The sequence below is a fragment of the Oceaniglobus trochenteri genome (assembly GCF_020529025.1).
GTDB lineage: Bacteria > Pseudomonadota > Alphaproteobacteria > Rhodobacterales > Rhodobacteraceae > Oceaniglobus > Oceaniglobus trochenteri.
The window spans coordinates 115,947-142,858 of the sequence record NZ_JACNMM010000012.1 but is presented as its reverse complement, the minus strand read 5'-3'; the positions used below and the strand labels follow the sequence as shown (position 1 = coordinate 142,858).

24 protein-coding genes and 1 tRNA gene are annotated in these 26,912 nt (G+C 64.8%); 7 read left to right on the top strand and 18 right to left on the bottom strand.

Features of this window, described 5'->3' with window-relative positions; translation table 11 throughout:
- Positions 1–2 precede the first annotated feature (2 nt).
- Positions 3–179, top strand: a complete 177-nt coding sequence (locus tag H7828_RS23010) for an integrase core domain-containing protein (RefSeq protein WP_226781687.1) — start codon at positions 3–5, stop codon at positions 177–179.
- Between the two features lie 300 nt (positions 180–479).
- On the opposite strand, the gene H7828_RS18940 is transcribed toward H7828_RS23010, so the two are convergent.
- Together H7828_RS18940 and H7828_RS18935 are read right to left on the bottom strand one after the other, a co-directional pair.
- Positions 480–1,112, bottom strand: a complete 633-nt coding sequence (locus H7828_RS18940) for an EF-hand domain-containing protein (RefSeq protein ID WP_226782628.1) — start codon at positions 1,110–1,112, stop codon at positions 480–482.
- 176 nt (positions 1,113–1,288) lie between these two features.
- The gene (locus H7828_RS18935; RefSeq protein ID WP_226782627.1) at positions 1,289–1,540 is read right to left on the bottom strand and encodes an EF-hand domain-containing protein; all 252 of its coding nucleotides are present in this window, start codon (positions 1,538–1,540) and stop codon (positions 1,289–1,291) included.
- 344 nt (positions 1,541–1,884) lie between these two features.
- On the opposite strand from H7828_RS18935, the gene H7828_RS18930 reads away from it, so the two are divergent.
- Positions 1,885–3,123: a metallophosphoesterase family protein gene (locus H7828_RS18930; protein WP_226782626.1), complete on the top strand. Its 1,239-nt coding sequence runs from the start codon at positions 1,885–1,887 to the stop codon at positions 3,121–3,123.
- Entirely contained in the window at positions 3,120–6,533 is a 3,414-nt protein-coding gene (locus H7828_RS18925) for an ATP-binding protein (RefSeq protein WP_226782625.1), read from the top strand. The genes H7828_RS18930 and H7828_RS18925 overlap by 4 nt, the downstream gene beginning before the upstream one ends.
- A 9-nt stretch (positions 6,534–6,542) precedes the next feature.
- Here the strand turns inward: H7828_RS18925 and H7828_RS18920 are convergent, their stop codons facing one another.
- The 16 genes from H7828_RS18920 to pdxH form a co-directional block, all read right to left on the bottom strand.
- Positions 6,543–7,397 carry an ABC transporter permease gene (locus tag H7828_RS18920; protein ID WP_226782624.1) on the bottom strand — a complete coding sequence of 285 codons (855 nt, stop codon included), beginning with the start codon at positions 7,395–7,397 and terminating at the stop codon, positions 6,543–6,545.
- Positions 7,394–8,260: an ABC transporter permease gene (locus H7828_RS18915; RefSeq protein ID WP_226782623.1), complete on the bottom strand. Its 867-nt coding sequence runs from the start codon at positions 8,258–8,260 to the stop codon at positions 7,394–7,396. The genes H7828_RS18920 and H7828_RS18915 overlap by 4 nt, the downstream gene beginning before the upstream one ends.
- Positions 8,250–9,368: an ABC transporter ATP-binding protein gene (locus H7828_RS18910; protein ID WP_226782622.1), complete on the bottom strand. Its 1,119-nt coding sequence runs from the start codon at positions 9,366–9,368 to the stop codon at positions 8,250–8,252. Before H7828_RS18910 ends, H7828_RS18915 begins: the two co-directional genes overlap by 11 nt.
- 69 nt (positions 9,369–9,437) lie before the next feature.
- Complete coding sequence (locus H7828_RS18905; RefSeq protein WP_425354960.1) at positions 9,438–10,499, bottom strand: extracellular solute-binding protein; 1,062 nt, start codon at positions 10,497–10,499, stop codon at positions 9,438–9,440.
- A 362-nt stretch (positions 10,500–10,861) separates the two neighbouring features.
- Entirely contained in the window at positions 10,862–14,509 is a 3,648-nt protein-coding gene (locus H7828_RS18900; protein ID WP_226782621.1) for a vitamin B12-dependent ribonucleotide reductase, read from the bottom strand.
- A 641-nt stretch (positions 14,510–15,150) separates the two neighbouring features.
- Positions 15,151–16,224, bottom strand: coding sequence for a DUF1513 domain-containing protein (locus tag H7828_RS18895; protein ID WP_226782620.1), 1,074 nt, complete (start codon positions 16,222–16,224; stop codon positions 15,151–15,153).
- A complete protein-coding gene (locus H7828_RS18890) occupies positions 16,225–17,214 on the bottom strand; it encodes an imelysin family protein (RefSeq protein WP_226782619.1) in 990 nt (329 codons plus the stop codon).
- The gene (locus H7828_RS18885) at positions 17,214–18,803 is read right to left on the bottom strand and encodes a di-heme oxidoreductase family protein (RefSeq protein ID WP_425354959.1); all 1,590 of its coding nucleotides are present in this window, start codon (positions 18,801–18,803) and stop codon (positions 17,214–17,216) included. The genes H7828_RS18890 and H7828_RS18885 overlap by 1 nt, the downstream gene beginning before the upstream one ends.
- Before the next feature lie 17 nt (positions 18,804–18,820).
- Positions 18,821–20,083: an imelysin family protein gene (locus H7828_RS18880; RefSeq protein ID WP_226782618.1), complete on the bottom strand. Its 1,263-nt coding sequence runs from the start codon at positions 20,081–20,083 to the stop codon at positions 18,821–18,823.
- 11 nt (positions 20,084–20,094) lie between these two features.
- The gene (locus tag H7828_RS18875; protein WP_226782617.1) at positions 20,095–20,604 is read right to left on the bottom strand and encodes a hypothetical protein; all 510 of its coding nucleotides are present in this window, start codon (positions 20,602–20,604) and stop codon (positions 20,095–20,097) included.
- Between the two features lie 2 nt (positions 20,605–20,606).
- Positions 20,607–20,774: a hemin uptake protein HemP gene (gene hemP, locus H7828_RS18870; protein WP_226782637.1), complete on the bottom strand. Its 168-nt coding sequence runs from the start codon at positions 20,772–20,774 to the stop codon at positions 20,607–20,609.
- Positions 20,774–20,929, bottom strand: a complete 156-nt coding sequence (locus H7828_RS18865) for a hypothetical protein (RefSeq protein ID WP_226782616.1) — start codon at positions 20,927–20,929, stop codon at positions 20,774–20,776. Before H7828_RS18865 ends, hemP begins: the two co-directional genes overlap by 1 nt.
- Positions 20,930–21,204: 275 nt before the next feature.
- Positions 21,205–21,281 (bottom strand) — tRNA-Pro (locus tag H7828_RS18860).
- A 40-nt stretch (positions 21,282–21,321) separates the two neighbouring features.
- Positions 21,322–21,798 (bottom strand): DUF192 domain-containing protein, encoded by a 477-nt coding sequence (locus tag H7828_RS18855; RefSeq protein WP_226782615.1) that lies wholly within the window; start codon positions 21,796–21,798, stop codon positions 21,322–21,324.
- Between the two features lie 120 nt (positions 21,799–21,918).
- Entirely contained in the window at positions 21,919–22,476 is a 558-nt protein-coding gene (locus H7828_RS18850) for a cold-shock protein (RefSeq protein WP_226782614.1), read from the bottom strand.
- Between the two features lie 106 nt (positions 22,477–22,582).
- On the bottom strand, positions 22,583–23,188 hold the full coding sequence (gene pdxH / locus H7828_RS18845) for a pyridoxamine 5'-phosphate oxidase (RefSeq protein WP_226782613.1): 606 nt from the start codon (positions 23,186–23,188) through the stop codon (positions 22,583–22,585).
- A 95-nt stretch (positions 23,189–23,283) separates the two neighbouring features.
- Here pdxH and fabI point away from each other — a divergent pair, with 95 nt between their 5' ends.
- The 4 genes from fabI to gpt all read left to right on the top strand — a co-directional run bounded on the left by fabI (position 23,284) and on the right by gpt (position 26,911).
- Entirely contained in the window at positions 23,284–24,090 is an 807-nt protein-coding gene (gene fabI / locus H7828_RS18840) for an enoyl-ACP reductase FabI (protein ID WP_226782612.1), read from the top strand.
- A 170-nt stretch (positions 24,091–24,260) separates the two neighbouring features.
- Entirely contained in the window at positions 24,261–25,613 is a 1,353-nt protein-coding gene (gene cls, locus H7828_RS18835) for a cardiolipin synthase (RefSeq protein ID WP_226782611.1), read from the top strand.
- A gap of 13 nt (positions 25,614–25,626) precedes the next feature.
- A complete protein-coding gene (locus H7828_RS18830; RefSeq protein ID WP_226782610.1) occupies positions 25,627–26,322 on the top strand; it encodes an endonuclease/exonuclease/phosphatase family protein in 696 nt (231 codons plus the stop codon).
- Positions 26,323–26,395: 73 nt separating this feature from the next.
- A complete protein-coding gene (gene gpt / locus H7828_RS18825) occupies positions 26,396–26,911 on the top strand; it encodes a xanthine phosphoribosyltransferase (protein WP_226782609.1) in 516 nt (171 codons plus the stop codon).
- Position 26,912 lies beyond the last annotated feature (1 nt).

Below are 26,912 nucleotides of genomic sequence, written 5' to 3'. Positions count from 1 at the left end.
GCATGGTCGAGCGCTTCATTCGGACGCTCAAGGAGCAGTGCGTGCATCGCCACCGCTTCGAAAGCATCCAACATGCGATGCGCGTCATCGGTGACTGGATTGCCTTTTACAATAACCGCCGCCCTCATCAGGCCCTTGCCATGCGCACGCCTGCCGAGGCATTCACATTAGCGGCTTAACCTGAGCAGATTCCGCTGGGTCAATACAATCAAGAGTAGGAGCTTCCGGAAAACCCGGTGCGGTTCATGATGACCTTGCGTCCATTGAAGGGATCAGTGGGCTTCCCGGCTGAAGGCCCCCTCCGATAGCGAACTTGGACACCAGGCAAACGAAAATGCCCCCGCAGAAATCTGCGAGGGCATTGGTGTTGGGCCATCACTGCAACCAGTCGGTCGCTGAACCTTCAGCTGGACTTTCAACTGATCCGATCGGGGGCCAAAGCCGGGGCTTAAAGCCCCCGATGGAAGGTCAGAACCGGATTACTGGTATTCGGCCAGCATCGAGCGGGCGCCCGGTGCTTCCAGTTCGTTGGCGCTGATCCGGCCATCGTCGTTCGTGTCGATATCGTTGAACGATTCCTGCATGATGCCCGAGAAACCAGCCGACAGTTCCGCAAAGTCGAGGAAGTTGTCGCCGTTGGTGTCAAGGTCGGCAAGACCCATGGTGGTGCCCACGGCGCCCTGGCTGTTGATCAGTTCGGCGGCACCCGGCGCGTCGAGTTCCTGAGCGCTGAGGCGGTTGTCATCGTTGGTGTCAAGGCTGTCAAAGTCGCTTTCCATGAAGTTCGGAACGGCGGCCATCAGCTCTTCCTTCGACACGAAACCGTCACCATCGGCGTCGGCCATCACGTTCGTCGACCCACCCGAGGCCGCGGCACGGGCAAAGATGTCCTGCGCTTCGGCGTTGTTCAGTTCGGGCGCGCTCAGACGGTTATCGTCGTTGGCGTCGATGTCGTCAAAGAAGGTGGGATCGAAGTTCGGGTAGGCTGCCATCACCTCTGCCTTCGAGGCGAAGTTGTCACCGTCAGTGTCCAGCGACCCCATGTCGACAGCAGCAAAAGCAGCGGTAGTCGTCAGGGCAGCGGCGGCAGCGGTAATCATAAAGCGTTTCATGGTAGCTCCTAGCGTTTTGTGTGGCACTTCATTGTGCCTTCCCCCAACCAATGCGCTGACAGCGGCATCGTTCCCCGGGATTTCAGTTTTCTGCATCACATGAATGTGTGTGCGAAATCAAAGACCCCGCACCGTTGCCGGTGCGGGGCCCTTTTTCGTGAGCGGGGAAGGAAGCGTCAGCCGTCTGCGGGCAGAAGGCCGCCGTCGCGTGCCATTGCCAGTTCCTCGTCATCGACAAGGCCATCGGCGTTGGCATCGATCGTCAGGAAGGTTTCCTCGGTCATGTCCGGATAGGCGGCCATCAGCTCCTCGTAGGAATAGGCGCCGTCGCCATCGGCATCGGTCACCATGGCATCCTGGGCCGTTGCGGCCATGCCAACCAGGGACAGGCCAATTGCGGTCGCTGCGAGGATATTGGTCGATTTCATCTGCTCTTCTCCTTTTGAGGTTCAAAGCCCGGCTTCGTCGCCGTGCACCGGCAATAGGCCCGATGGCGCGGCCAAGGTCACGCACCCCGCCCCGGTGATGGCCAAATCCGCGACGGGTTGCCCAAAATCGCCGCCGGGCTTGGCGCCCTCCCGCCCGGTACGAAAGCTCGGCGGGAACCTTCCGCCGGGGCGCGGCCATTCTGGCGGAAAGGCGCAGGGAAACCGCGCGTGCCGGGCGCCGGGCGACATTCGCCTTGCACGCGACACCGGTCTGCGGCAGCGCACTGCGCGATTGCATTCACTGCGCATTCCCCTGAAACTCGGCCGGAAAAGAAGAGGCCGCAGTGATCAAGATTCTCCACACCGCCGACATCCACCTTGATTCTCCGCTGAAATCGCTGGCCCTGCGCGACCCCGACCTGCGCGACAGGGTGCAGGCCGCAACGCGCGGCGCCTTCGCGCGCATCGTCGAGGTGGCGCTGGAGGAAAAGGTGGCGGCCCTTCTGATCGCGGGCGACCTTTACGATGGCGCCGCCCGCAGCGCCCGCACCGCCGCCTTCCTGCTGGAACAGCTTGACCGACTGCGCCGCGGCCGGATTCCCGTCTTCTATAACAAGGGCAACCACGACGCCGAGAACCCGATCACGGGCGAGGTTGCGCTGCCCGACAACGTGCATGTCTTCGACGGGCGCGGCGGGCGGGTGAAGCTGGACGATCACGATGTCTGGATTCACGGCGTCAGCTTCAGCGGCCGCCACGCCCCCGACAGCCTGCTGGGCAAGTTCTCTGCCCCCGTTGCCGATAGCGTCAATATCGCGATGCTGCACACTTCCCTGGCCGGGGCGGCGGGCCATGATACCTATGCGCCCTGCACGTTGTCCGATCTGGTGGGCATGGGGTTCGATTACTGGGCGCTTGGCCATATCCACAAGCGGCAGGTCCATTCCCGGTCGCCCTTCGTGGTGATGCCCGGCATTCCCCAGGGCCGCGACATCGGCGAGGCCGGCGCGCAGAGCGCCACCCTGCTGAGCATCGACGACGGGCGCATCACGCTGTCGGAAATCGCCACCTCGCAGGTCACATTCCAACGGATCGACCTGTCGGTGGCGGGTTGCGAGGACGAAGACGCCCTGCGCAGCCACCTGCGCGGCGAACTGCGCCGGATCGCCGCCGATGCCGACAGCGACGCCACGATCCTGCGGCTACGCCTGAGCGGCGCCTTCGCGCGGCGCTGGCAGGTGGAACGCGACCGCGACACCTGGTCCGCCCTGATCGCGACGACAGCGCGCGAGACGGGAACGCTCTGGGTGGAAAAGGTGGAATTCGCGCTGTCGGACCCCGGCGAAACCGGCCCCGACGCCACCGCCACCGCCGAACTGGCCAGCTTCATGCAGACCATCCTGGACGAGCCGGGCTTTGCCGCCACCCTGGACAGCCAGCTTGACGATGTGCTGGCCGAATTGCCCGCCCATCTGCGCGCGCACCTTCTGCCCGACGCCAAGGCGCAGGCAGCGCTGGTGCGGCGGCTGGCGGGCGACGGGGCGCGGCACGTCACCGCATTGATGAAGGGGGCGGCGGAATGATCCGGCTGCGGCGTCTTGATCTTGAACTTTTCGGCCAGTTCACCGAACGCAGCTATGATTTCGGACCGGCGCCAAGGGATGGATCGGATTTCCACATCATCCACGGCCCGAACGAGGCGGGCAAGACCACCACGATGGAGGGTTTCCTGCGCCTTCTTTATGGTTTTCCCCATCGCGAACCCTATGCCTTTCGCCACGAACGCAAGGCGCTGCGCGTCTCGGGCCTGCTGACGCTGGACGGGCGCGATCAAGAACTGACCCGCCTGCCCCTGCGCGACGGCACCCTGCTGGACGCCCAGGGCCAGGTTCTGCCTGAACAGGCGCTGGCGGCGCATCTCGGCGGGCTGGGGCTTGAAGATTACCGCAGCCTTCTGTGCCTTGACGATGAAACCATCGAACAGGGCGGCGAAGAGATTGCCAGTGCGAAGGGCGATATCGGCCGGCTGCTGTTTTCGGCCGCGGCGGGCATCGGCGATCTGACGGCGGTTCTGGACGATGTGCGCGCCCGCGCCGATGACCTCTACAAGAAGCGCGGCAGCAAGAGCCGGATGGCCGAACTGAAACGCGAACTCTCCGAGATTGATCGCCAGATCCGCGCCGAGGATACCACCGCCAGCGCCTATCGCGCCCTGCGCCAGGCCCTGCACCGCGCAACCGAGGATGAAACCCGCGCCGCCGAGGAACGCGCCGCCCATACCCGCGAACATGCCCGAACCCGCGCCCGGCGCGCGGCCCTGCCTCTTCTGGCCGAGATCGAAAGCCTGGATGCCCTGATCGACAGCCACGCCGGAATGCCGGATTTTCTTGACCTTGAATCCGAAACCCTGATCGAGATGCTGACCGAACAACGCCAGGCCGAGGCCGATCAGGCGCGTCTCGACTCCGACCTGGCCCGCCTGAGCGCCGAGCGTGACGCGATCGCGCGCGATGACGAGGGTCTGGCCCTTGCGCGCGATCTGGAGGCCATGGGCGATCTGCCCGCCCGCCACACCGCCGCCGAGAACGATCTGCCCAAGCGACGCCAGACCCTGAACGACATCCACGACGACATGCGCCGGGCAGCGCGTGACCTGGGCGTGGCCGACACCACCGATCCGACGGACCTGATCGTGACCCCGGCCTGTTTCAGCGACCTGGAACTGCTGCGCGACGCGGCGCGCGACAGCCGGCGGCAGGTTGACGCGGAAGATGATGAAATCGAACAGCTGAACGACCGCATCGCAGAGGCATGCCAAGCGTTGGAGCGGCAGGCCGGGGACGAAGGGCCCAGGCTTGATGCAGTACTGAACCGCCATGCCGCCGATGCCCTGGCCACCCGGCACGCGACCGCCACCCAGGCTATCGCCGAAGCCCGCCGCCAGGCCGCCGCAGCCCTTGCGGCGCTGGCCCCTGGCCGCGAGGCCCCCACAGCGCCCCTGACCCGCGATCAGGCCGCCGCCCTGGCCGAGGAACATGCCCGCCTTGAGGGCGAATTGCGCCTTTGCCGGGAAACGCTGGAGACGCTGGAAACCCAGCGCGCGGAAGCGCGGGCGCAGATTGCCACGCTTGAACAGGCTGGCGGGCTGATCTCGGACAGCGCGGCGCAGGCCTTGCTGGATCAGCGCAACACCCTTTGGCAGCAGCATCGCGAAAGCCTGACACCCGAAACCGCCACCCCCTTCGAGGCGGCAATGCAGGCCGTGGATGGTGCCGCTGCGACCCGCCTCGCGCTGGCCCGCGACCTGGGGCAGTTGCGCCAATTGCAGCAGGAAGATGCCCGGCTTGCGGCGCGGCTGTCACGGACTGAAACCACGCAGGCGGCATTGCAGGAACGGCTGGATGCCATCACCGCGCAGGTGGGTGCAGCGGCGGCGCAGGTCGGCCTTGCCCCGCCCCCTGCCCCCGCCGCGCTGGTGACATGGCTTGACCGCCTGGCCGAAGCGCAAGCCGCGCAGCAGCGCCTTGCCCTACTTCAGGCCGAACACGCCGACACCCTTGACCGGGCCGCCAGGCTGGCCGAGGCGCTGAAGCCGCATTTCGATCTGGCCGATCCCGATTTCGACACCTTGCTGGACAGCGCGCGCCGCGAGGCGGCCAATGAACGCAAGGCACAGGAAAACCTGGCAGCCGCCAAGGCACAACTGGACGGGCTGCGCCGCGACCTGGCGCGCCGCACCGATCACCGCGCAACACTGATGGCGGCGACGGAAATGGCCGATGCCGCGTGGCGCGATGCGGTGACGCAGGCCTTTGGCGACAGCGTGTCCGCCGATGTTCTGGCCGCCTCTTTCGCCCCGCTGCGCGACCTGCGCGAACAAGAGGCGCGGCGCCTTTCCGTCGCCCGCCAGATCGCGGGCATGGAGGCGGATCAGCGCGCCTTCACCGCCGCACTGGCGGCGATTGCCGCCACCCCCGCCGATCTTCCGGCGCGCGAGGCCCATGAATCCCTTCGCGCCAGATCCGCCGCCGCGCAAGAGGCCGAGGCCCGCCACGCCGCACTTGTCGACACCATCGAAAGCCTTGGTGGCGAACGCGAAAGGGCCGCGCAGGCCCTGAAGGCGATCGAAACCCGCGCCGGGGAAATCGCCCGCGCCTTCCCCCCCGAGGTGCCCACCGCCACCCTGCCCGACCTTCGCGCCGCCGCCGATCTTGCCCGCCGTGTGATCGCGGCGCGCGCGCGGCGCGACACCCTTCTGGCCGAGCTTTGCAGCATGCTGGATGTCCCCGACCTTGACGGCGTACGCGCCGCGCTGGCCGATACCACGGCGGCCGATCTTGACGCCCGTCTGATCCAGGACGAGGCCGACGGCGCGCGGATCGAAACAGCATATCGCGATGCCATCGCCGCGCGCAGCGCCGCCCAGCGTGATCTTTCCGCCGTCACGGGTGACGCGGATATCGCCGTGCTGACCGAACGCAAGGCCACGCTGGAACTTGAAATGCAAGAGGCCGCCCTGGCGCATCTGGAACTGCATTTCGGCCATGCCCTGGCGGAAGATGCGATCCGCCGCTATCGCGACGCCCACCGCAGCGGGATGATGAAGGCCACCGAAACCGCCTTTGGCGACCTGACGAACGGCGCCTATACCCGCCTGCGCACCCAGCCCGAGGGCAATGCCGAAACGCTGATCGCGCTTGATCCGTCGGGGCAGTCGAAACGCGCGCAGGACATGTCAAAGGGTACGCGGTTTCAGCTCTACCTGGCCCTGCGCGCCGCGGCCTATGAACAGCTTGCCCAGCAGGGCACGGTTCTGCCCTTCTTTTGCGATGACATCTTCGAAACCTTCGACGAAGACCGCACCCGCGCCGCCTGCCGGTTGATGGCGCGGATCGGGCGGACGGGTCAGGCGATCTACCTCACCCACCACAATCACGTCGTCGACCTCGCGCGCGAGGTCTGCGGTGACGCGCTCAGGGTTCACCGGCTGTAGGGGGCGGCGTCAGTCGCTCCGTTTCTGAAGCAGAAGCGAGGCCAGCCCCAGAAGCGCCGAGACCACCATCAACAGCAGCGACACCGCGTTCAGAACCGGCGTCGACCCCAGCTTGAGCCGGTCGAACATGGTGATGGTCAGCGGCGCATCCGAACCCACCAGCATCAGCGTGGTGTTGAAATTCTCGAAACTCATCAGCACCGCAACTACCCCGGCCGCCGCCATGGCCGGAAACAGGAACGGCAGCGTCACCGCCCGCACGGCACCCCAGCGCGTCGCGCCAAGGTTCAGCGCCGCCTCTTCAAGGCTGGGGTCGAACTTTTGCAACCGCGCGGAAATGACCAGCGTGGCAAAGGTGGTGATGAAGGAAAACTGCCCCAGCACCACCAGGATCAGCCCGGGACGCAACCCGTCGAACCACAGCCCCGTTGCATCCTCAAGGAAGTTTGCCACCGACGAGGAAAAGACCAGGATCGAGATGCCCAGGATGATGCCGGGAATGATCAGCGGCAGAAGCATGAGGATATAGAGAAACCCCTTGCCGCGGAATTCGTGCCGCACGAACAGGAAGGCGTTGCAGGTGCCCACGAAGACCGCCAGCAGCGCCACCCAGAAGGCCACCACGCCCGAGGTGACGATGGAACGCAGGATCGGGCGTTCATGAAACACGCCGATATAGGGTGCCTCGTCCCCGAAGAACCATGCCCAGGTGAACCCCTCCCACGGCAGCGAGGGGAAGACGCTGTCATTGAAGGCAAAGACGCAGACGGTGACAAGCGGCAGCGCCAGATAGACGAAGAACAGCGTGACATAGGCGCGATAGGTCCAGCGGAACGCGCCGCTTTGCGGGATGCCTGTAATCATGTCTGTGCCATCGTCTTGCCCAGCGACTGGCGCGACAGTTTCAGACCGACAAAGACGATCAGCGACGACAGCCCCAGCAGAAGGAAACCGAAGGCCGAGCCCAGCTCCCAGTTGAAGCGGGTGATGAACTGGTTGTAGATCAGCCCGGTGAACCACAGGCTGTCCTTGCCCCCCAAAAGGATCGGGGTGAGGTAGTTTCCAAGGCTCAGCATGAAGACGACGATGCAGCCCGACACGATGCCGGGCATGGCATGGGGAATCACGATCTCGCGCAGGATGGCAAAGCCGCTGGCGCCAAGATCATAGCCCGCTTCGATCAGACTGTCGTCCAGGCTGTCCAGCGTCGTGACCAGCGGCACCACCATGAACAGCATCGAGGTATAGACAAGCCCGGTCATGATCGCCGCGTCGTTGTAGAGCATTTCAACCGGCCCACCCACCAGCCCGAGGTATTGCAGCACGTTCGAAATCACCCCGGTTTCCCGCAGAAGGATCATCCAGCCGAAGGTGCGCACCAGCTCGCTGACCCAGAAGGGGATCAGGCACATCAAAAACAGCGTGGTCTTGGTGCGCCCGCGCGTCAGCTTGGCGATGTAATAGGCGATGGGAAACCCGATGAAGAGCGTCAGCGCCGTCGCCGTCACCGACATGTAGGCCGTGCGCGCGAAGGTGTTCCAGTACAGCGGTTCGTTGAAGAAGACGGCATAGTTGGCAAAGCTGGTTTCGTATTCGCGCACCCCCACCTTTTCGCGCAGCGATACCAGGAACATGCCCAGATGCGGCAGCACGATCAGCGTCAGCAGCCAGATCATCAGCGGCGCCAGCAACAGCCAGAAGGTCAGTTTCGCGCGGTCATTTGCCATGGGCGTTGCCTTTGCTGCGATAGACGCGGGTCTGCTGCGGGTCCCATCCAAAGGCGATTTCGGCGCCCCTTTCAAGATCGCGGAATTCGCCGGTCTGGGGCAGCGCCATGTTCATCTCGGCGCCCGTGGCCTGATCGCGCAGGATAAGCTGGCTGTTGGCGCCGTTGAACAGGATGTTCTCGACCCGGCCCTGCCCGGTGTTGCCCATCTGTGCCACATCGGCGGCATTGCGCGACAGGCGCACCGCCTCGGGGCGCACGAACACCTCGACCGTTTCACCCGGCGACAGGCCCTGCCCCGCATCGACACCGCCAAGGGCGCGGCCTTCGGGGGTGACCATCTGCAACAGGCCGCCCTCGGCCGATTTGAACGTGGCCCGAAGCCTGTTCGCCTCGCCCACGAAACCGGCCACGAAGGCGGTTGCGGGTTCGTAATACAGTTCCTTGGCCGTGCCGACCTGTTCAAACACACCGTGGTTCATGACGGCGATCTGGTCGCTCATCACCAGGGCTTCGGACTGGTCGTGGGTGATATAGACGAAGGTTGTGTTGAATTCGGACTGAAGCTGTTTCAGCTCGATCTTCATGTGTTCGCGCAGCTTGAGGTCAAGCGCGCCAAGGGGTTCGTCCAGCAGCAGAACGTCAGGCTCCAGCACCATGCAGCGTGCAATCGCCACCCGCTGCTTCTGCCCGCCCGAAAGCGAGCTGACGGGCCGGTCGGCCACGCCGCCCAGGCCCACACGTTCAAGAACGCGTTCCACCTGCTTCTTGATGTCGGTCTTGTTCACCCCGCGCTGGCGCAGGCCAAAGCCGACATTGGCCCCGATGTTCATCATCGGAAACAGTGCAAGATGTTGAAACACCATGGAAACGGGCCGCTTGTTGGGCGGCACCTCCAGCACCGAATTGCCCTTGATCAGAAGATCGCCGCCCGTGGGTTTCTGAAACCCGGCGATCATCCGCAAAAGCGTGGTCTTGCCACAGCCCGACGGCCCGAGAATGGAAAAGAAGGTGCCCTGGGGCACGCTGAAGCTGACATCCTTGACCGCCTTGAAATCATCGAAACTTTTCGAAATCGCACGGCATTCGAGGTCGGGGGTATTGGGCATCCGGTGGCTTTCATGAAAAACGGGAAGCGCGAAACCCGCGCTTCCCCTGCGTCGTATGGTGGTGGGCCGTCAGTTGGCGGCGTTGATCCGGTCCAGCGCGGCGCCTTCCAGCGCCTCAAGCCCGGCAGGCACCGACGGATACCACTTGATGTTGTCGATGGCCTCTTGCGGGAAGCTGGCCTGGTACTTGGCCTTCAGCGCATCGTCGACATTGGCATCGCCCCCCTTGGAGGCGGTGAAGTTGCCCGCCGAGGCGGTGATCATCGCGGCGATTTCCGGCTGCATCACGAAGTTGATCCAGTCATAGGCCGCATCGTCGGCACGCCCGCGTGCAGGCAGAACGAAGGTGTCGATCCACCCCAGCGCACCCGAGGCGGGGGCGACGAAGATGATGTCGGCGTTATCGTCGTTCAACTGCCAACCGCCGGTGTCCCAGGCCATGGCCGCCACAACCTCGCCCGAGCGCAGAAGGTTCTTCAGCTCGTCGCCGCCATCCCAGTAGGTTTTGACGTTGGCCTTGCATTCGACCAGCTTCGCCTCGACCTGGTCGATGATGTCCTTGTAGGCGGCTTCGTCACCATAGGCCGCGAAGGGATCAAGCCCCATGGCATAGGCGAAACCGATCAGCGTCGGGCGCTTCAGGCGGTAGGAAACCTTGCCGGCCACGGAATCGTTGCAGAGATCGGTGTAATCCTTCACGTCGCCCGCCTCGGCGGTGTTCACCACCAGCCCCGAGGTGCCCCAGACATGCGGCACGGCGTAGACTTCGCCATCGACGGTGGTGTTGCCCTTGGTGGCCTCCAGCATGGAGGGGATGAACAGCGCGGTGTCGATCTTCGACATGTCCAGCGGCTTGTAGATGCCGAATTCGGCCTGCGGGCCGGCGATCCGGTCCTGGCTGGGCTGGGCCAGATCAAAGCCGCCGCCATTGGTGGCGCGCAGCTTGGCGATCATTTCCTCGTTGTTGGATTTGGTCACTTCAACCGTGTGGCCGGTCTGCTCCTCGAACTTGGCGATGACATCCTCGGGCGCATAGCCCCCCCATGTCAGCAGCCGCAGCGTGTCGGCCTGAGCCGCGACCGATGACAGCATCATCGCAGCGACTGTTGAAAGAATCAGTTTGGATTTCATCATGTTCTCCAGTTTTTCCGACGGCGCAGAACGGAAATTTGCCGGCCTTGCGCATCGCTCCCTGCCATTAGTCGCCCCCTGTGACACGGATGTGACGCCATCGGGTGCCGGGGATTACTGTAGCAATTTGTACATCTGTTTTATTTACGAAACAATGCTGTTCAAGCCCGCCCCGCAATCCCATGGAGCGAACAGAAAAAGGGGCGCCGCAAGGGCGCCCCAAGGTTCGCGTGACCGGGCTCGATTGGTTCACCGCTCGGATTGTTTTATGCCTGTGGCCCGTCAGCGTCAGGGGCAAGCGCACCCGCCCCGGATCGGTATTCATGTAACGGGCGGGGCAATGCCCCGCCCCTGTCTTTCGCTCAGCTACAGCCGCTGGTGCCGCCGCAGGTGTTGCACTTCATGCAGGTGCCGTTGCGCACCAGGGTGAAGTTGCCGCATTCGCCGCAGGCCTCGCCTTCGTATCCCTGCATCCGGGCCTTGGCGCGGGCGTCCATCGCCACCGGCTTGGCGGCTTTCGGCTCGCTCGGGGCGGGCTCCATCGTGGCGATCGCCTCGCTCACCGCCTCGCCCAGCATGCCACCCTGCACCACGCGCAGTTCCTGGGGCACGCGGTTGCGCAGATACCCGGTGGACACCACCTGCTTCAGCACATCAAGGGGCGACGCGCCAGAGCTGCCCGGCACTTCCGAGAAGTTGCGCTTGCCCTCTTCCTCGCCGCGGCCGATGTCATCGAAGGTGTCGCCCGTGGGCTGCACATGGGCCAGGTCGGTGCGGTCAAGATAGGACACCGCCAGTTCGCGGAAGATGTAGTCGAGGATCGAGGTCGCGTTCTTGATCGTCTCGTTGCCATGCACCATCCCGGCGGGTTCGAACTTGGTGAAGGTGAAGGCATCGACGAATTCTTCCAGCGGCACGCCGTATTGCAGACCCATCGAGACCGAGATGGCGAAATTGTTCATCATCGCGCGGAAGGCGGCACCTTCCTTGTGCATGTCGATGAAGATCTCGCCCAGCTTGCCATCGGCATATTCACCGGTGCGCAGGTACACCTTGTGCCCGCCCACATTGGCCTTCTGGGTATAACCGCGACGCCGCTGGGGCATCTTTTCGCGGTTCGAGCGTACGACTTCCTTGATGATGACCTTCTCGACCACCTTCTCGGCCAGGACCACGGCCTTTTCGCGGTCGCTTCCGCTGGCCAGGATCTCTTCCGCCTCTTCGTCATCCTCGACCAGAGCGGCCGCCAGGGGCTGGCTGAGCTTCGAGCCGTCACGGTAAAGCGCGTTGGCCTTCACACCCAGCGACCAGGACAGTTCATAGGCCTTCTGACAATCTTCGATGGTGGCGTCGTTGGGCATGTTGATCGTCTTCGAGATCGCGCCCGAGATGAAGCTTTGCGCCGCCGCCATCATGTAGATGTGGCTGTCGACCGAGAGGAACCGCTTGCCCTTCTTGCCGCAGGGGTTGGCGCAATCGAAGATGTGATAGTGTTCCTTCTTCAGGTGCGGCGCGCCCTCAAGGGTCATGGTGCCGCAGACATGGTCGTTGGCGGCGTCGATGTCCTGCTTGGAAAAGCCCAGATGGCGCAGCAGGTCGAAGGTGGGATCGTTCAGCTTCTCGGCCGGAATGCCCAGGGTTTCGCGGCAGAAGGCATCGCCCAGGGTCCACTGGTTGAACACGAAGCGGATGTCGAAGGCGCTGGGAAGTGCGGCTTCGATCTTGGCGATCTCGCCCGCCCCGAACCCGTGACCGATCAGCGAGGTGGTGTTGATCCGCGCCGCGTTGCCGATGGAACCGTGGCCGACCGCATAGGCGATGATCTCTTCGATCTGCGCCGACCCGTAGCCGAGGTTTTCCAGAGCCGCAGGAACCGAGCGGTTGATGATCTTGAAGTATCCGCCACCGGCCAGCTTTTTGAACTTCACCAGGGCGAAATCGGGCTCGATCCCGGTGGTGTCGCAATCCATCACCAGGCCGATGGTGCCGGTGGGCGCGATAACCGAAACCTGCGCGTTGCGATAGCCGTGCTTTTCACCCAGGGCCAGGGCTTCGTCCCAGGCGCCCTTGGCAATCTCGACCAGGCGCGCGTCGGGGCAATTGGCGTGATCCAGTGGCACGGGCTTGGTGGCCAGCTTCTCGTACCCGTCGGCCAGCCCGTGGGCGGCGGTGCGGTGGTTGCGGATCACCCGCAGCATGTGTGCGCCGTTGCGTGCATAGCCCGGGAAGGCGCCCAGCTCACCGGCCATTTCGGCGCTGGTGGCATAGGACACGCCGGTCATGATCGCGGTCAGGGCACCGCAAAGCGCGCGGCCTTCCTTGCTGTCATAACCGTGGCCCATGTTCATCAGCAGCCCGCCGATGTTGGCATAGCCCAGCCCGAGGGTGCGGAAATCATAGGACCGCTGGGCAATCTCCTTGCTGGGGAACTGCGCCATGGTGACCGAGATTTCCAGCGTCACGGTCCAAAGACGCGTGGCGTGCATGTAATCCTCGACCTGGAATTCCCCGTCCTTGAGGAAGGTCAGAAGGTTCATCGACGCCAGGTTGCAGGCGGTGTCGTCCAGGAACATGTATTCGCTGCAGGGGTTCGACCCGCGGATCGCGCCGTCTTCGGGGCAGGTGTGCCAGTCGTTGACGGTGTCATGAAACTGGATGCCCGGATCGGCACAGGCCCATGCGGCATGGCCCACCTGTTCCCACAGATCGCGGGCCTTGATTGTCTTGGCGACCTTGCCGTCGCGCCGGTTGATCAGCTCCCAGTCGCTGTCGTTTTCCACGGCCTTCAGAAAGGCATCGGTCACGCGGATCGAGTTGTTCGAGTTCTGGCCCGAAACCGAGGAATAGGCCTCGGAATCCCAATCGGTGTCGTAGGTCGGGAATTCGATGCTGGTATGACCCTGCTTGGCATAATCCAGCACGCGCTTGACGTAGGTTTCGGGGATGCAGACTTTCTTGGCGTCCTTGATCGCCGCCTTCAGGGCGTTGTTCTTGGCGGGTTCATAGGCATCGGCCGCGGCGCCGTCCCACTGCTTAATCGCGGCGAACAGCGCGTTCAGCTTCTGCTCGTGCATCTTCGATCCGGCGACGATGCTGGCGACCTTCTGTTCCTCGATGACCTTCCAGTTGATGAAATCCTCGATATCGGGGTGGTCGGCGTCGACGATCACCATCTTGGCCGCGCGCCGCGTGGTGCCGCCCGACTTGATCGCGCCCGCCGCGCGGTCACCGATCTTGAGGAACCCCATCAGACCGCTGGACTTGCCGCCGCCCGACAGTTTTTCGCCCTCGCCGCGCAGGGACGAGAAGTTGGTGCCGGTGCCGCTGCCGTATTTGAACAGACGCGCCTCGCGCACCCAGAGATCCATGATGCCGCCGTCGTTCACCAGATCGTCGGCGACCGACTGGATGAAGCAGGCGTGGGGCTGGGGATGCTCATAGCTCGACTTGGACTTGGTCAGCTTGCCGGTCTTGAAGTCGACATAGTAGTGGCCCTGCGCCGGGCCGTCGATGCCATAGGCCCAATGCAGCCCGGTGTTGAACCACTGGGGGCTGTTGGGCGCGGCCTTCTGGGTGGCCAGCATATAGCGCATTTCGTCGAAATAGGCGCGGGCGTCGCTTTCCTTGGTGAAATAGCCGCCCTTCCAGCCCCAGTAGGCCCAGGCACCGGCCAGCCGGTCGAACACCTGCTTGGACGAGGTTTCACCGCCAAAGCGTTCATCCTCGGGCAGCTTGGCCAGGGCCTCTTCGTCGGGAACCGAGCGCCAGAGGAATTCGGGCACATCCTTTTCGCGCACCTTCTTCAGGGCGGCCGGAATGCCGGCCTTGCGGAAATATTTCTGGGCGATCACGTCACTGGCCACCTGCGACCATTTCGCCGGCACCTCCACCTGGTCGTTGTGGAAAACGACCGTGCCGTCGGGATTGCGAATTTCCGAGGTCACGGTGGTGAACTCAAGCTTCGCATAAGCGTCCGAGCCGGCGCGGGTGAACGTGCGTTCGATTTTCATGTGTCGATCTGCCCCAATGTTGCGTTTTCGATAGCCCGCCCCCCGTCGTTGCGGGGCACGTCGCCAAGACGCCGGTGCGGGGAAGACAGGCGAAACTCATTCGGCAACGGGCATATGCTGCCCGTTGGATGCCCCGTCACGCGGGTGACCTGAATGTGGTCCCGGCTCCGACTGGCCACTACATCTGGTGGCCTCCCCGTCGGCCTGCACAAACTGGCGTATATCCGGTGCCATGGTCAACGCCTATTTTCCCCGTTTGCCGGGAAAATCCGGTTGACCCTGCGGCGCTGTGGGTGGGCGAATCTTCTTGCCCGGTTTCCCCCCAATCCGCCCCCGCGTTTATCCACAACCCAGGCCCTGCGTTTTCCCAAGGTTCCGGCAGGTTTAGGGCGGCTTATTCACAGATCGGTTGAAACCGGGGCTGGGGACAAGCGGCCTGCCCCCGGAATCGAAAGAATCTCAACCCCTCGGATCGGTGCGACCCCTACGCAACATATCGGCGAAAACTCTCCGATTGGGCCAGATCGGCACAACATATGGACAAATCCCGCCATAACCGCCTTGCAGGGAACGACAATTCGCGACCGCGCAGAGCCTGTCGCGGCGATGCGGGCCGGGAGTCGCCGCCGCGCGGCGGTGGTTCAGACCAGAATCAGGTGGTTGTCCCAGGCGCGCGCGGCGCGGGCCAGCGGGGTCGCGCCATGGGCCGTCAGCGACAGCACGCCCCCCAAACCGTCGGTGGCCACAAAGCCGCCGACGGCCGCACCGATGCCGCAGACATCCGCCCGCAGGTGGACGGCCCGGAAGCTGCCTTCACGGTCAAAGACATGCACCCGCCCCCCCCTGGGGCTGGTGATCGCCACGCGCTCTGCGGCGCCGTCGAAGGCGATGCTGCCGGCATAGCCCTGCATCGCCACCTGTTCGCCAAGGTCGGCCTCGCACAGAACCGGCGCCTCGCCCCGCCGATGCAGGCCCAGAAGCGGTTGCGCCTCGTTCGGATCGCCCTGGCATTGCATGGCAAAGGCCACCTGCCCGCCCTGCCCCAGCGCGAGATGGCGAATCGAACATTGGTGCAGGTCGGGGGCAAGTTCGACCTGCTCCAGTATGCCGTCGGTAGCATCCAGATAGGTCAGGTTGGGGCGCATGGTATCGAGGTTCAGCTTCTCGCGCCCCCGGTCGGGGTGGGTGCGGATACCGCCGTTGGCCACCACCAGCGTGCGCCCGTCCGCCAGCAGTTTCATGTCATGCGGCCCAATCCCGCCCGAGGCCACTTCGCCGATCCGGCGATACCCCTCGCGGCGCAACCAGAGCCCGATGCGGCCCTCGCCGGTGTCGATCTCGTTCTCGGTGGTGCACAGGATGTCACCCCCGCCCAGAAACGCGCCGTGGCCGTAGAAATGACGCCCCGGTGGTGCATCCAACTGCCGGATGACACGCCCCCCTACACCGTCGATCACCAATGCGAAGGTGCCGGGGCGACGCGCGAAGGCGACGATCTCGGGCGCGCTGGGATGGGCGGTGGCGGCATGGCCCCGGTCAGGCAGCGGGATACGAAAGACATCGGCGCCCGTTTCGGACAGACCGAAAAGGGCGAAGGTGCCGTCGGGTTCGCGGGCGGCGGCGATATAGGCGGGGTTGCCCGCATCGGCCCAGCCCAGCCGCGGCACGGCCGAGGCGGCGACGAAACTGGCCAGAAGGGCGCGGCGCGTGGTCATTCAGTCACCATCCGCCGAATTGAACCCGGCGCTGACCCCAAGCCCCGCACCGATCTCCAGCGTGACGGCGCCTTTCGCGGCGCGGATCTTCTGTTGCAGGATCTCGATCTTGAACCGGCTGCCCGGGTCTTCGACACCGGCGAAAACAGGATCGTCCAGATCGCGCGCCGCCGCCAGCGCATCGTCGAAGGCGGCCAGCGTCTGCGCAGGTTCGTCCTGCGAAAGTTTCAGCGCCAGATCGCGCAACGCCACCAGCGACAGTTCGACATTGCGCAGCGACCGGCCCGAACGCCAGGCCTCGGCCCGGGTCGGGCGGGGGCGCTCGAAGGTGCCCATGGGGCGGCCGATCCTCTGGTCGGCGTCGAATTCAAGTGCGGTGGTCAGAACCGTGAACAGCGCCTGCGCCGCCTCGCGTTGACTGAGGAAGGTGGTGTTTTCCGGATCGCCCGCGCTGCGCAGGGTGTCGGCATAGCCCTGCTGCCATTCGGCCAGAACGGCATCGGCCATGGCGTCCAGATCGGCGGTGATCGCGGTGACAAGGCGGCAGGTGTAACTGTCGGCGCCATAGCCGGCCAGCGTGTCGTCATAAAGCAGCCGGTCCAGCGCCATCAGCCCCCGCGCGGCAATGCTGACCTCGCCATAGGCGCCGGGGGTGTCCACCACCCCGTCCTGTTCGGCGATCAGGCGGCGCAGGCTGCTTTCGGTCAGGTTGCGCGAATCCGGCCAGAAGGAAATCGCCAGGATGCGGCCATCGGTTTCGACCGGCCCAAGGCGCAGGTGGCTGACACCCATCCAGGCATCGAAGGCGTCCTGGTAGGCGGGGCGCAGCGCCCCGGCGGTGCAGTCGCCGCGCGCGGTTTCGGTCAGGGTTTCGGTCGCCGCGGCAAAGGCGGTGTAACCGGGAAAAATATGGTCGTCGGTCACCTCGCCGACGCCGGCAAGGGCGGGCGCGGCGGACAGGTACAGGGCAAGGGCGGGAAGGAATCGCATCACAAACTCTCCAGGTAGCGGATCAGCGCATCGCGATCCTCTTTCGGCATGGACACCACGTTCTGTTTCGCCGCCTCGGCCTCGCCCCCATGCCACAGGACCGCCTCAAGCAGGTTGCGCGCCCGGCCATCGTGCAGGAACCGGGTGTGGCCGTTCACCTGTTCGGTCAGCCCGATTCCCCAAAGCGGCGGCGTGCGCCATTCGCGGCCTGTCGCGCGGCCCTCGGGGCGGTGATCGGCCAGCCCCTCCCCCATGTCATGCAACAAGAGGTCGGTATAGGGCCAGATCAGTTCAAAGCTCTGTTCCGGCTGATCGTCCAGCCTTGCGGTGACGTATTTCGGGGTGTGGCAGGAAATGCAGCCTGCCTCGTAGAACACCTTCTTGCCCTGCAAGACCTGCGGGTCGTCCACGTCGCGGCGGGCCGGAACGGCCAGGTTGCGGCTGTAGAAGGTGACAAGGTCAAGGGATTCGGCGTCGATCTCGGTGCCGCGCGCGTCGCCGTCGCCGTGGGGGGCGCTGCGGCAATCGGCCTGGGCTTCTGTGCAATCGCCCCAGGGCGCCTCGAACAGGGGGGTCGACATGCCGATATCGCCGGCAAAGGCGCTGGCCGATTGTTCGCGGATCGTCGGCGCGCCGGCCTTCAGCCCGAAGCGGCCCAGCATGATGCGCCCCTGTTCGAACGACCAGACCATCTGCGCGCGCCCCGAGATGCCATCGCCATCGGCATCGCCGGGGTCTTCCTGCGCCAGGATATCCTGTGCCGGGATCGCTTCGAGCAGGCCAAGCCCGATCATCTGCGGCGCCACGCGGGGGCTGAGCATCGCGCCCTCGGCCAGCGGGCCATAGCCAAGGTCGGCGGCGCGATAGGTGGGCGCGGCCAGATGCGCCACCTCGCCATCCGACAGGGGCACGGCGATGTCGTCATAGGTGATGTCCAGCCGGTATTCGGCCGGATGCCCCTGCACCCCGAAATCCTGCAACTGCCCGCCGTAGACGGGATCGGGCCGGGTGCGTGCCACCTCGTCGCCCACCGAAAGAAGGAAAGCCTCGATCTCGCTCATCGCCTCTTGGGGGGCGGCGGGCACCGAGATGCGCAGGAACATCGACACCGCCCCATCCCCGGCGTTTTCGGGGGGGTGGCCGCGCCCGTCCTTCAGATGGCAGCGCTGGCAGGAGCGGGCATTGTAAAGCGGGCCAAGCCCGTCAGAGGCCAGCGTCGAGGACGGAGAGGAAACCCAGAGCTTTTCAAACAGCCCGTTGCCCAGCTTGAAATCCAGCTCGCGTTCAAACGACATATTGGCCGAGGACAGCGAGAAGGCCTCGCTGTCGGTGCGGGCCCGGGTTGTGGCGGCACCGCCTGCGTTGATCTCGAAGGGTTCGGCCGCATCGAAGCTGTCGGTGGGCGCCGTGACCTTGGCAATCCGCGCCTCTTCGGCCCTGGTGCGGGGAACTTCCGACAGGTGCGGCTGATGCAGATCGCCCGCCGTTGCGGCAGGTGGCGCGAACACGGCGCAGCCAAGGGCCAGCGCCGGTATCAATACGGCAGGTTTCACGAACCCTCCAAAGCGTTGTGGCGGGCCGGGGCGCATACCCCGGCCCTGCCCGTTTACTGGAACACCGCGTCGGGATTGTCGAGGCTGTCGGAGCCTTCGAAATCGACCGCGTCCACCTTCAGCACCGCGACTGCGCGTTCGATGCTGCGTGTCTGGGCCACCAGCGCATCGACCGCCCCCATGATCAGCGCCTCGCCCTCGGCATTGCCGCGCGCCAGCATCTGGTCATAGCTCAGCCCGGCTTCGGCGGTGCTCTTGATCCGGCCCAGGCGGGCCATGGTGGCGTCAAGGTTGGCGCTCAGCTCGGCGTCGGTGGCGGCGTCCGCCTCGGCCACCAGATCCGAGACCGAGGGCCCCGAAACCAGCGAACCGTCGATGCGCACATATTCGCCATGATAGACGTTCCGCATGCCCAGCCCGTCGTAATAGTGGCTGTTGTGGGTGTTGTCCGAGAAACAGTCATGCTCTTCCTCGGGGTCGTTCAGCAGCACGCCCAGCTTCATCCGCTCACCGGCCTGTTCGCCGTAGGACAGGCTGCCCATGCCGGTCAGGATCGCGCGGATCCCGGCGGTTTCGTCCCCGGTCACTGCCGCGCGGGCATCGCCGCCCTCGGCCCACTGGGCCGCCATCCAGTCAAGATCGCTGATCAGAAGATCGGTGGCCGCCTTCAGGAATGCGCCGCGCCGGTCGCAGTTGCCGTTGGTGCAATCCTCCCCCGTGGCGAAATCGGTCCAGGGGCGGTTGCCCGCGCCGTGATCGGTGCCGTTCAGATCCTGCCCCCAGAGAAGAAACTCGATCGCGTGATACCCGGTGGCGACGTTGGATTCGACGGCATCGGCCTCGTGCAGGGTGGTTTCCAGAAGCTCGGGGGTGATGTCCGTGGCGTCCACTTCCTGGCCCGACAGGGTGAAGGTGGGGTTGGCGATGACGTTCAGCACGGCATATTCGTTTTCATCGCTGGCGCCGCCATAGGCCGCATCGACATAGTCGATCAGCCCCTCGTCCAGCGGCCAGGCGTTCACCTTGCCCTCCCAGTCATCGACGATTGCATTGCCGAACCGGAACACCTCGGTCTGCTGATAGGGGACGCGCGCGGCCAGCCAGGCCGTTTTCGCCGCCTGCAGCGCTTCGGCCGAGGGTTCGGCGATCAGCGCGTCCACCGCCCGGTTCAGCGCCCTGGCCGCCGTCAGGCTGTCGCCGTAACCGGCAGCGGCGATATCGGCATAGTTTTCCAGCACCGCGGCCTTTTCCACCGCAAGGGCGGGCAAGGCGGTCAGCGCGGTGGTGGCCAAAGCGGCGATCAGTGTGCGGGTCATTCAGGGTCCTTTCAGTGTTTCATCGTCGAGGGCGAAGGGCGGTGAATTTCACCGTCCGGGCATCTGGCATTGCGGGCAAGCCGCAGGAAGACGGGGCCAAGCGCATTGGCCTGCTGCACGACATCGAAGGCCGCCGCAGGGCGCAGAAGCGTGCAGGCAAACAGCATGGCATCGTCGTTGTCGCCCCCGGCCGCGGCGGCGATCAGGTGGGCAAAGGCGCATTCGTCGCCGCCGAAACAGCGGCAATCGACCGAGTGGCGCATCAGGGGGCGACGGCAACCGCTCAGCGCGCTGCTCATCAGGTCGCCGAACCGGCCGAACGCCGCGTCGGCCCCCTCGGCATCCAGCACCAGCCGGAAATCGGCGCCGATCCTGTCCTTGTGGGCGCCGCCATGGCACCAGCCCCGCAGATAGAGGATGGCGCAGAGTTCCACCGGCGGCAGTTCCTCGAGATGGCCCACGGGCGCCGCACCGCGCAGCGGCGGCGCCGGGGTGGCCGGGGCCGGAAAACGGAACGACATGCTCATTTCGTCAGGATCAGCTTGCCGGCCCGCGTGATCCGCAGGGTATAGACAAGACCGTCCAGAAGGATCTGCGCCTGGTTGCCCCCTTCGGTCAGGGCGGCGGCGTCATGGGTGGGCAGCGGCGCGGTGTCGCGCGGCTCGGAGCGGGAGATGGTGCGGTCGATCATCATTCCCGCTCCATCCGGTCCATGACCATCTCGAGGCTGCCATTGCCGATGGCATTGCCCGCCATCGTGGCCTGGATCAACTCCTGCCACATGCGGGCGGTGTCGCGTTCACGGGCGGCGGATTGTGCGTCGGGTGTCTGCGGTTCGGTCTGCATCAAGGGTCGCTCCATCGCTGATGTGATCCTGGCTGCCGCGAAGGATGGCTGGGACGTTGCGCTAAAGTCCTACTGAAAAAGTCAGGTATGTCAACACGCGCCGAAGCACCCCGGCGCAATACACGACAATTTTGATCGGAAACAGAACGAGGCTGCGCAAGATGGCGGCACGCCTTGCCCGACGTGTCCGCATGACGCGACGCAGTGATCTTGAAGCTGGGGATTTTCAAAGGCCGCGACGGGCCAGTCGCTGCAAATGGTCAAATCTGGCCAGATGGTCGGGGCGATAGGATTCGAACCTACGACCCTCTGTTCCCAAAACAGATGCGCTACCAGGCTGCGCTACGCCCCGACGCGGCCCTCATACCGCCCGCGGGCGGTGAAGGAAAGCACTAAGGTGCCGTGCAGGGCCAGGCGGCCGCCGATTGCGGAACGGCGGGGTGGCGCAACTGGCTGCCCGGCGCGATTCCCAGCCGCCCGGCCAGCCCGCCATTCACTTCGAGCACGAGAAGAACATCCTCACCGCCGGGAATCGGGGTTTCATCCAACGGTACGGCGTTTTCATGCACGCGGGTTACGGTGCCGGTGCGGTCAAGGAAGATCATGTCGAGCGGTATCAGCGTGTTGCGCATCCAGAACGAGGCGCGCTGCGGCTTTTCATAGACAAACAGCATGCCCTTGCTGCGGGGCATTTCCGTGCGGTGCATCAAGCCCTGCGCCCGTTCGGAGGCATCGTCGGCCAGTTCGACCGTAAAGCGCGCGCTGCCCCAGTCGCCGCGCAGATCCACCACCGTGTCGCGGCAGGCGGCAAGGGCCGAGCCAGCGCAAAGCACCAGTGACAGGGCAAGACCGATGGGGGCGAGTCGCATATCTTTGTCTCCGCAAGGGGCGCAGCCAGGGGCCACCTGACGCTGAGCCGCATTCCACCACATCCGCGCCCCTGTCGGCAACCGCCCCGGCCGTGCGGCACCGCCCGAATCGAATCGCGATCAGCGGCCTTCGGGCACCGCGCTTTCCCAGTGGGCAACCTCGACCGCCAGTTTTCCGCGCTGGCCTTCGGCCACCCGCAGCACCACCGCCTCGCCCGCCTGAAGATCGGACAGGCCCGCGCGGCGCAGAATTTCGATGTGCACGAAGACATCTTCGGACAGGCCGAAGACATTGGCGAAACCGAAACCCTTGCTCTTGTCGAACCATTTCACCCGTGCGGGCACCGGCGGCCCCGACGGCAGATCGGGGTCCAGCAATTCGCTGTATCCATGCCCCCCCTCGCCCAGGGCATCCTCGGGCGGCGAGATCGAAAGCACCTCGATCGCCTGCATCCCACGCGATGTCGCCTGAACAACGGTGCGCACCGCCGAGCCGTCAGCAACCGAGCCTTGCCCGAAATTACGCAGGACATTGGCATGGAGCAGAATGTCCTGCGAAATTTCAGGGCAGACGATGAAGCCGAACCCCTTGCTTGGGTCGAACCACTTCACCAGACCGTCGACGGTCCTGCTCTCGCCATTTTCCTGCACGAATACCGACTCGCGTTTTGTGGCCACTCTTGGCCAATACACCCAAAACCGCTTTCGCAGTCCTGCGAAAACGGTCCAATTCGGCTAACCAGACACTACACACCCGGACCTGGGCCGGGGAAACAACGGTAACTCAAGGGTAGAGACGCGTGACGGTCCAACTCTTGTTCACGCCAGAACGTACCCAGCGTTCGCGGTCATGCAAGCGGAATGCGCCATCTGCCCAAAATTCGAACTCAAGCGGCAGTATGCGAAAGCCGCCCCAATGGTCCGGGCGTGGGGGTATGTCGCCAAAACGGGCGCGTTCGCGCTCCACATCCTCCATCAGGGCTTCGCGCGAATCCAGCGGGCGCGACTGACGCGAGGCCCAGGCGCCCAGCCGACTGTCGAGCGGGCGCGAATTGTAATAGGCATCGGCCTTCTCCGAATCTTCCTTTACGACAAGGCCACGCACCCGCACCTGCCGCTTGAGGGATTTCCAGTGAAGCACGAACGAAGCCTTGCCCGCCCCCATCAGCTCCTGCCCCTTCTGACTCTCGTAGTTGGTGTAGAAGACGAAGGCATCGGGCTCGATCTCCTTCAGCAGGACGATGCGCACGTTGGGCATGCCCTCGGCATCGACCGTCGCCAACGCCATGGCATTGGGATCGGCAATTTCCGTCGGGGCGGCGGCCTCCATCCAGGCACGGGTCAGTTCGAAGGGGTTGTCTGACTCGAAGATGCTTTCGGTGGTGGTCATCGCTTGTCCTTTCCGGTTCGCCCGCGCCCTTGATGGCACCGCGACAATGGCCTAAACGAACGGTGAATGTAAGATCGCGCAAGGGGCTTTGTGACATGGGAAATGAACTGCTGGCGGGCAAGCGCGGTCTTATCATGGGGCTGGCCAACGACAAGTCGATTGCCTGGGGCATCGCCAAGGCTTGCGGCGATGCGGGGGCCGAACTGTGTTTTTCCTACCAGGGCGATGCCTTGAAGAAGCGGGTCGAACCGCTGGCGGCACAGGTCGGCTCGGATTTCGTGTTTCCCTGCGACGTGGGCAATGCCGCCTCGCTGGATGCGCTGTTTGCCGAGATCAAGCAGCGCTGGGGCGGCCTTGATTTCGTGGTTCACGCCATCGGCTTTTCAGACAAGAACGAATTGCGCGGCCGTTATGTCGATACCAGCCGCGAGAATTTCCGCATGTCCATGGACATTTCGGTCTATTCCTTCACCGCGGTGATGCAGCGGGCCGAAAAGCTGATGGGCCCCGGTTCGTCGGCCCTGACGCTGACCTATTACGGCGCCGAAAAGGTGATGCCGCACTACAACGTCATGGGCGTGGCCAAGGCCGCACTTGAGGCCAGCGTGAAATACCTGGCCGAGGATCTGGGCAAGGACGGCATCCGCGTGAACGCCATTTCCGCCGGCACGATCAAGACCCTGGCCGCCAGCGGCATCGGCGATTTCCGCTACATCATGAAGTGGAACGAGTACAACTCGCCCCTGCGCCGCAACGTGACGCAGGACGAGGTGGGCAAGGCCGCGCTGTACCTTCTGTCCGACCTGGGGTCGGGCACCACGGGCGAGAACCTGCATGTCGACGCCGGTTATCACGTCGTGGGCATGAAGGCGGTGGATGCACCCGACATCACCAAGGGCTGAACACGGTTTCACGCTGACCGAAGGGGGCGGCGGGCCGGCTGGCAGGATTCGTGCAGATTTCATATGCATGACGGCGGATTGCACTGTATCAGTGAGGTCCGAGCCCTGCCCCGCCCACCCCAGCAATTCGCGAGCGTTCCGCCGATGATGCCAACCCACGCTTCCCGCCCATGACCTGGATGCCCCTCTGGGCGCAGGGCCTTCTCATTCTTGCCGGGCTTCTCGTGGCGCGGGCCGCGCTCAGCACCGCGCGCACGCCCCAGGGCGCCGCGGCCTGGGTTGTGTTCCTCGTGTCGTTCCCGCTGATCGCCCTGCCCGCCTATGCGCTGTTCGGCAGCGTGTCGCGGATCAACGCCCGCATCGACGACAGGCACCGCTCGCGGATGTCCGATGGCAAGCTGGAATCACGGCTTGGGTTGCTGGCGCCGATCACCCGCACCACCCTGCACGACGGAAACGAACTGCGCCTGCTGATCAACGGGCGCGCCACCTTCGATGCGATATTCGAAGCGATCGACGGCGCCGAGCAGGATGTCGCCGTGCAATATTACATGATCGCCGACGATGCCCTGGGCCACGAATTGCGCGACCACCTGATCGCCGCCGCCAAACGCGGGGTGAAGGTGCGGGTCCTTTGCGACCTTGTCGGTTCGCTGTTCCTGGGCTGGCGCTACAGCCGCGAATTGCGCGCCGCCGGGATCGAATTGCGCGGCATCCCCGGCCCGCATCGTGCGCTGGGGCGGATCGGGCTGAACTTCCGCAACCACCGCAAGGCGGTGATCGTCGATGGCCGCATCGGTTTCACCGGCGGCATCAATGCCGGGCAAGACTACATCGACGGGGGCAAGGCGTTCAAAAGCTGGCGTGACACCCACCTGCGGATGGAAGGCCCCATGGCCGCGCAGTTGCACCATCTTTTCGCGGCCGATTGGGAGGCCGTGACCGAAACCAAGCTGCCCGAGCTTCCGGTGCCCGGTCATGTCGGGTCGGTGCGCGGCCTTGTCACCGGCCACGGCCCCACCGACAAGATGGAACGGGGCAGCCTGCTTCTCTGCGGGCTGGTGGGGCTGGCGAAGCGGCGGCTCTGGATCGCGACACCCTATCTCATCCCTCACGCCGATCTCATCACCGCACTGCAACTGGCGGCCCTGCGCGGCGTCGAGGTCAAGATCCTGATCCCGCGCGATTCCGACAACATCCTGGCCTGGTATGCCACCCGCAACTATGCCCTGTCGCAAACCGGCATCGGAATTCAGATTCACGAATACATGCCCGGTTTCATGCATCAGAAGATCATCCTGATCGACGATGACATCGCCTCGGTCGGCACGATCAATATCGACATGCGCTCGTCCCTCCTGAACTTCGAGGAAACCGCCCTGATCGAGGATCGCGGCTTCGCCCAGGAGGTCGAGGCGATGCTGATCGACGATTTCGCGAACGCGCAAAAGCTGGAACCCCCCGGGGCCTGGCACGTTCGCCTTCTGTCGCCGGTCGCGCGGCTGTTCGGCCCGTTGCTTTAGCCCCGGAGGGCGGATGACGCTCAGGATTGCAAGTTGGAACATCCGCAAGGCGGTGGGCCTGGACTGGCGGCGCAACCCCACCCGGGTGCTGCACGTCCTGCGCGCCATGGCCCCCGACATCGTACTTCTGCAAGAGGCCGACCGCCGCCTGCCGCCGCGCCACCCCGCGCTGCCGCTGGATGCGGTGCGCGCGGCGGGCTGGAACACAGTCGATGCCGATCCGCGCACCGTGTCCATCGGCCATCACGGCAACGCGGTACTGCTGCACCCCGATTTCGCCACCACCCGTATCGAACCGCTTGACCTGCCGGGGCTGGAGCCGCGCGGCGCGGTGCTGACCCGGATCGAGGGGCGCGGCATGGCACTGACCCTCGGCGCGCTGCACCTGGGGCTGAAACGGCGCGACCGGCTGCGCCAGATGGCCCATGTCATCGCCGCCGCCGCCCCCCTGGGCGGGCCCGTGGTGCTGGGGGGCGACCTGAACGAATGGCGCCCCGGCCCCGAGGTCTTCGATCTGCCCCCAGGCTGGACCCTGCTGGCACCGGGCAAGTCCTTTCATGCCGACGCCCCCATGCTGCCGCTTGATCGCTTCGTGCTGGGGCGGGGAATCACTCTGCACGGGCATGGCGTCCTGCCTCGCCAGCAATGTGCGCGCGCCTCGGATCACCTGCCGATCTGGGCAGAACTTTCATTTGGCGACACAGCCTGACAACCGGCAGACTTCCCATCCCGCCCCTTCGCCGCTACAAGGCAGCCGAACGCGATCAGAACGAGAGTCTCTTATGACCGACCGTCTTCCCCACGAAAAAGGCTTCCACATCAGCTGGGATCAGATTCACCGCGACAGTCGCGCCCTGGCCTGGCGGCTGGACGGCCACGGCCCCGAGGCCGACGGCGGCCATGGCGGCGGCTGGCGCGCGGTCGTCGCCATCACCCGCGGCGGCATGGCCCCGGCAATGATAGTGGCCCGCGAACTCGACATCCGCACGGTCGATACGATCAGCGTCAAATCCTACGATCACCAAAGCCAGTCCGAGGCGCGGGTGCTGAAATCCCCCGACCACGACCTGATGGGCGACGGCAGCGGCATCCTCATCGTCGATGACCTGGTCGATTCCGGCCGCACCCTGGAACTGGTGCGCGCTCTCTACCCCAAGGCGCATTTCGCCACCGTCTATGCCAAGCCCAAGGGCCGGCCCATGGTCGACACCTTCATCACCGAAGTGTCGCAGGACACCTGGATCTTCTTTCCCTGGGACATGGCCCTGCAATACGTCGAACCCTACCGCGGCGCCTGAG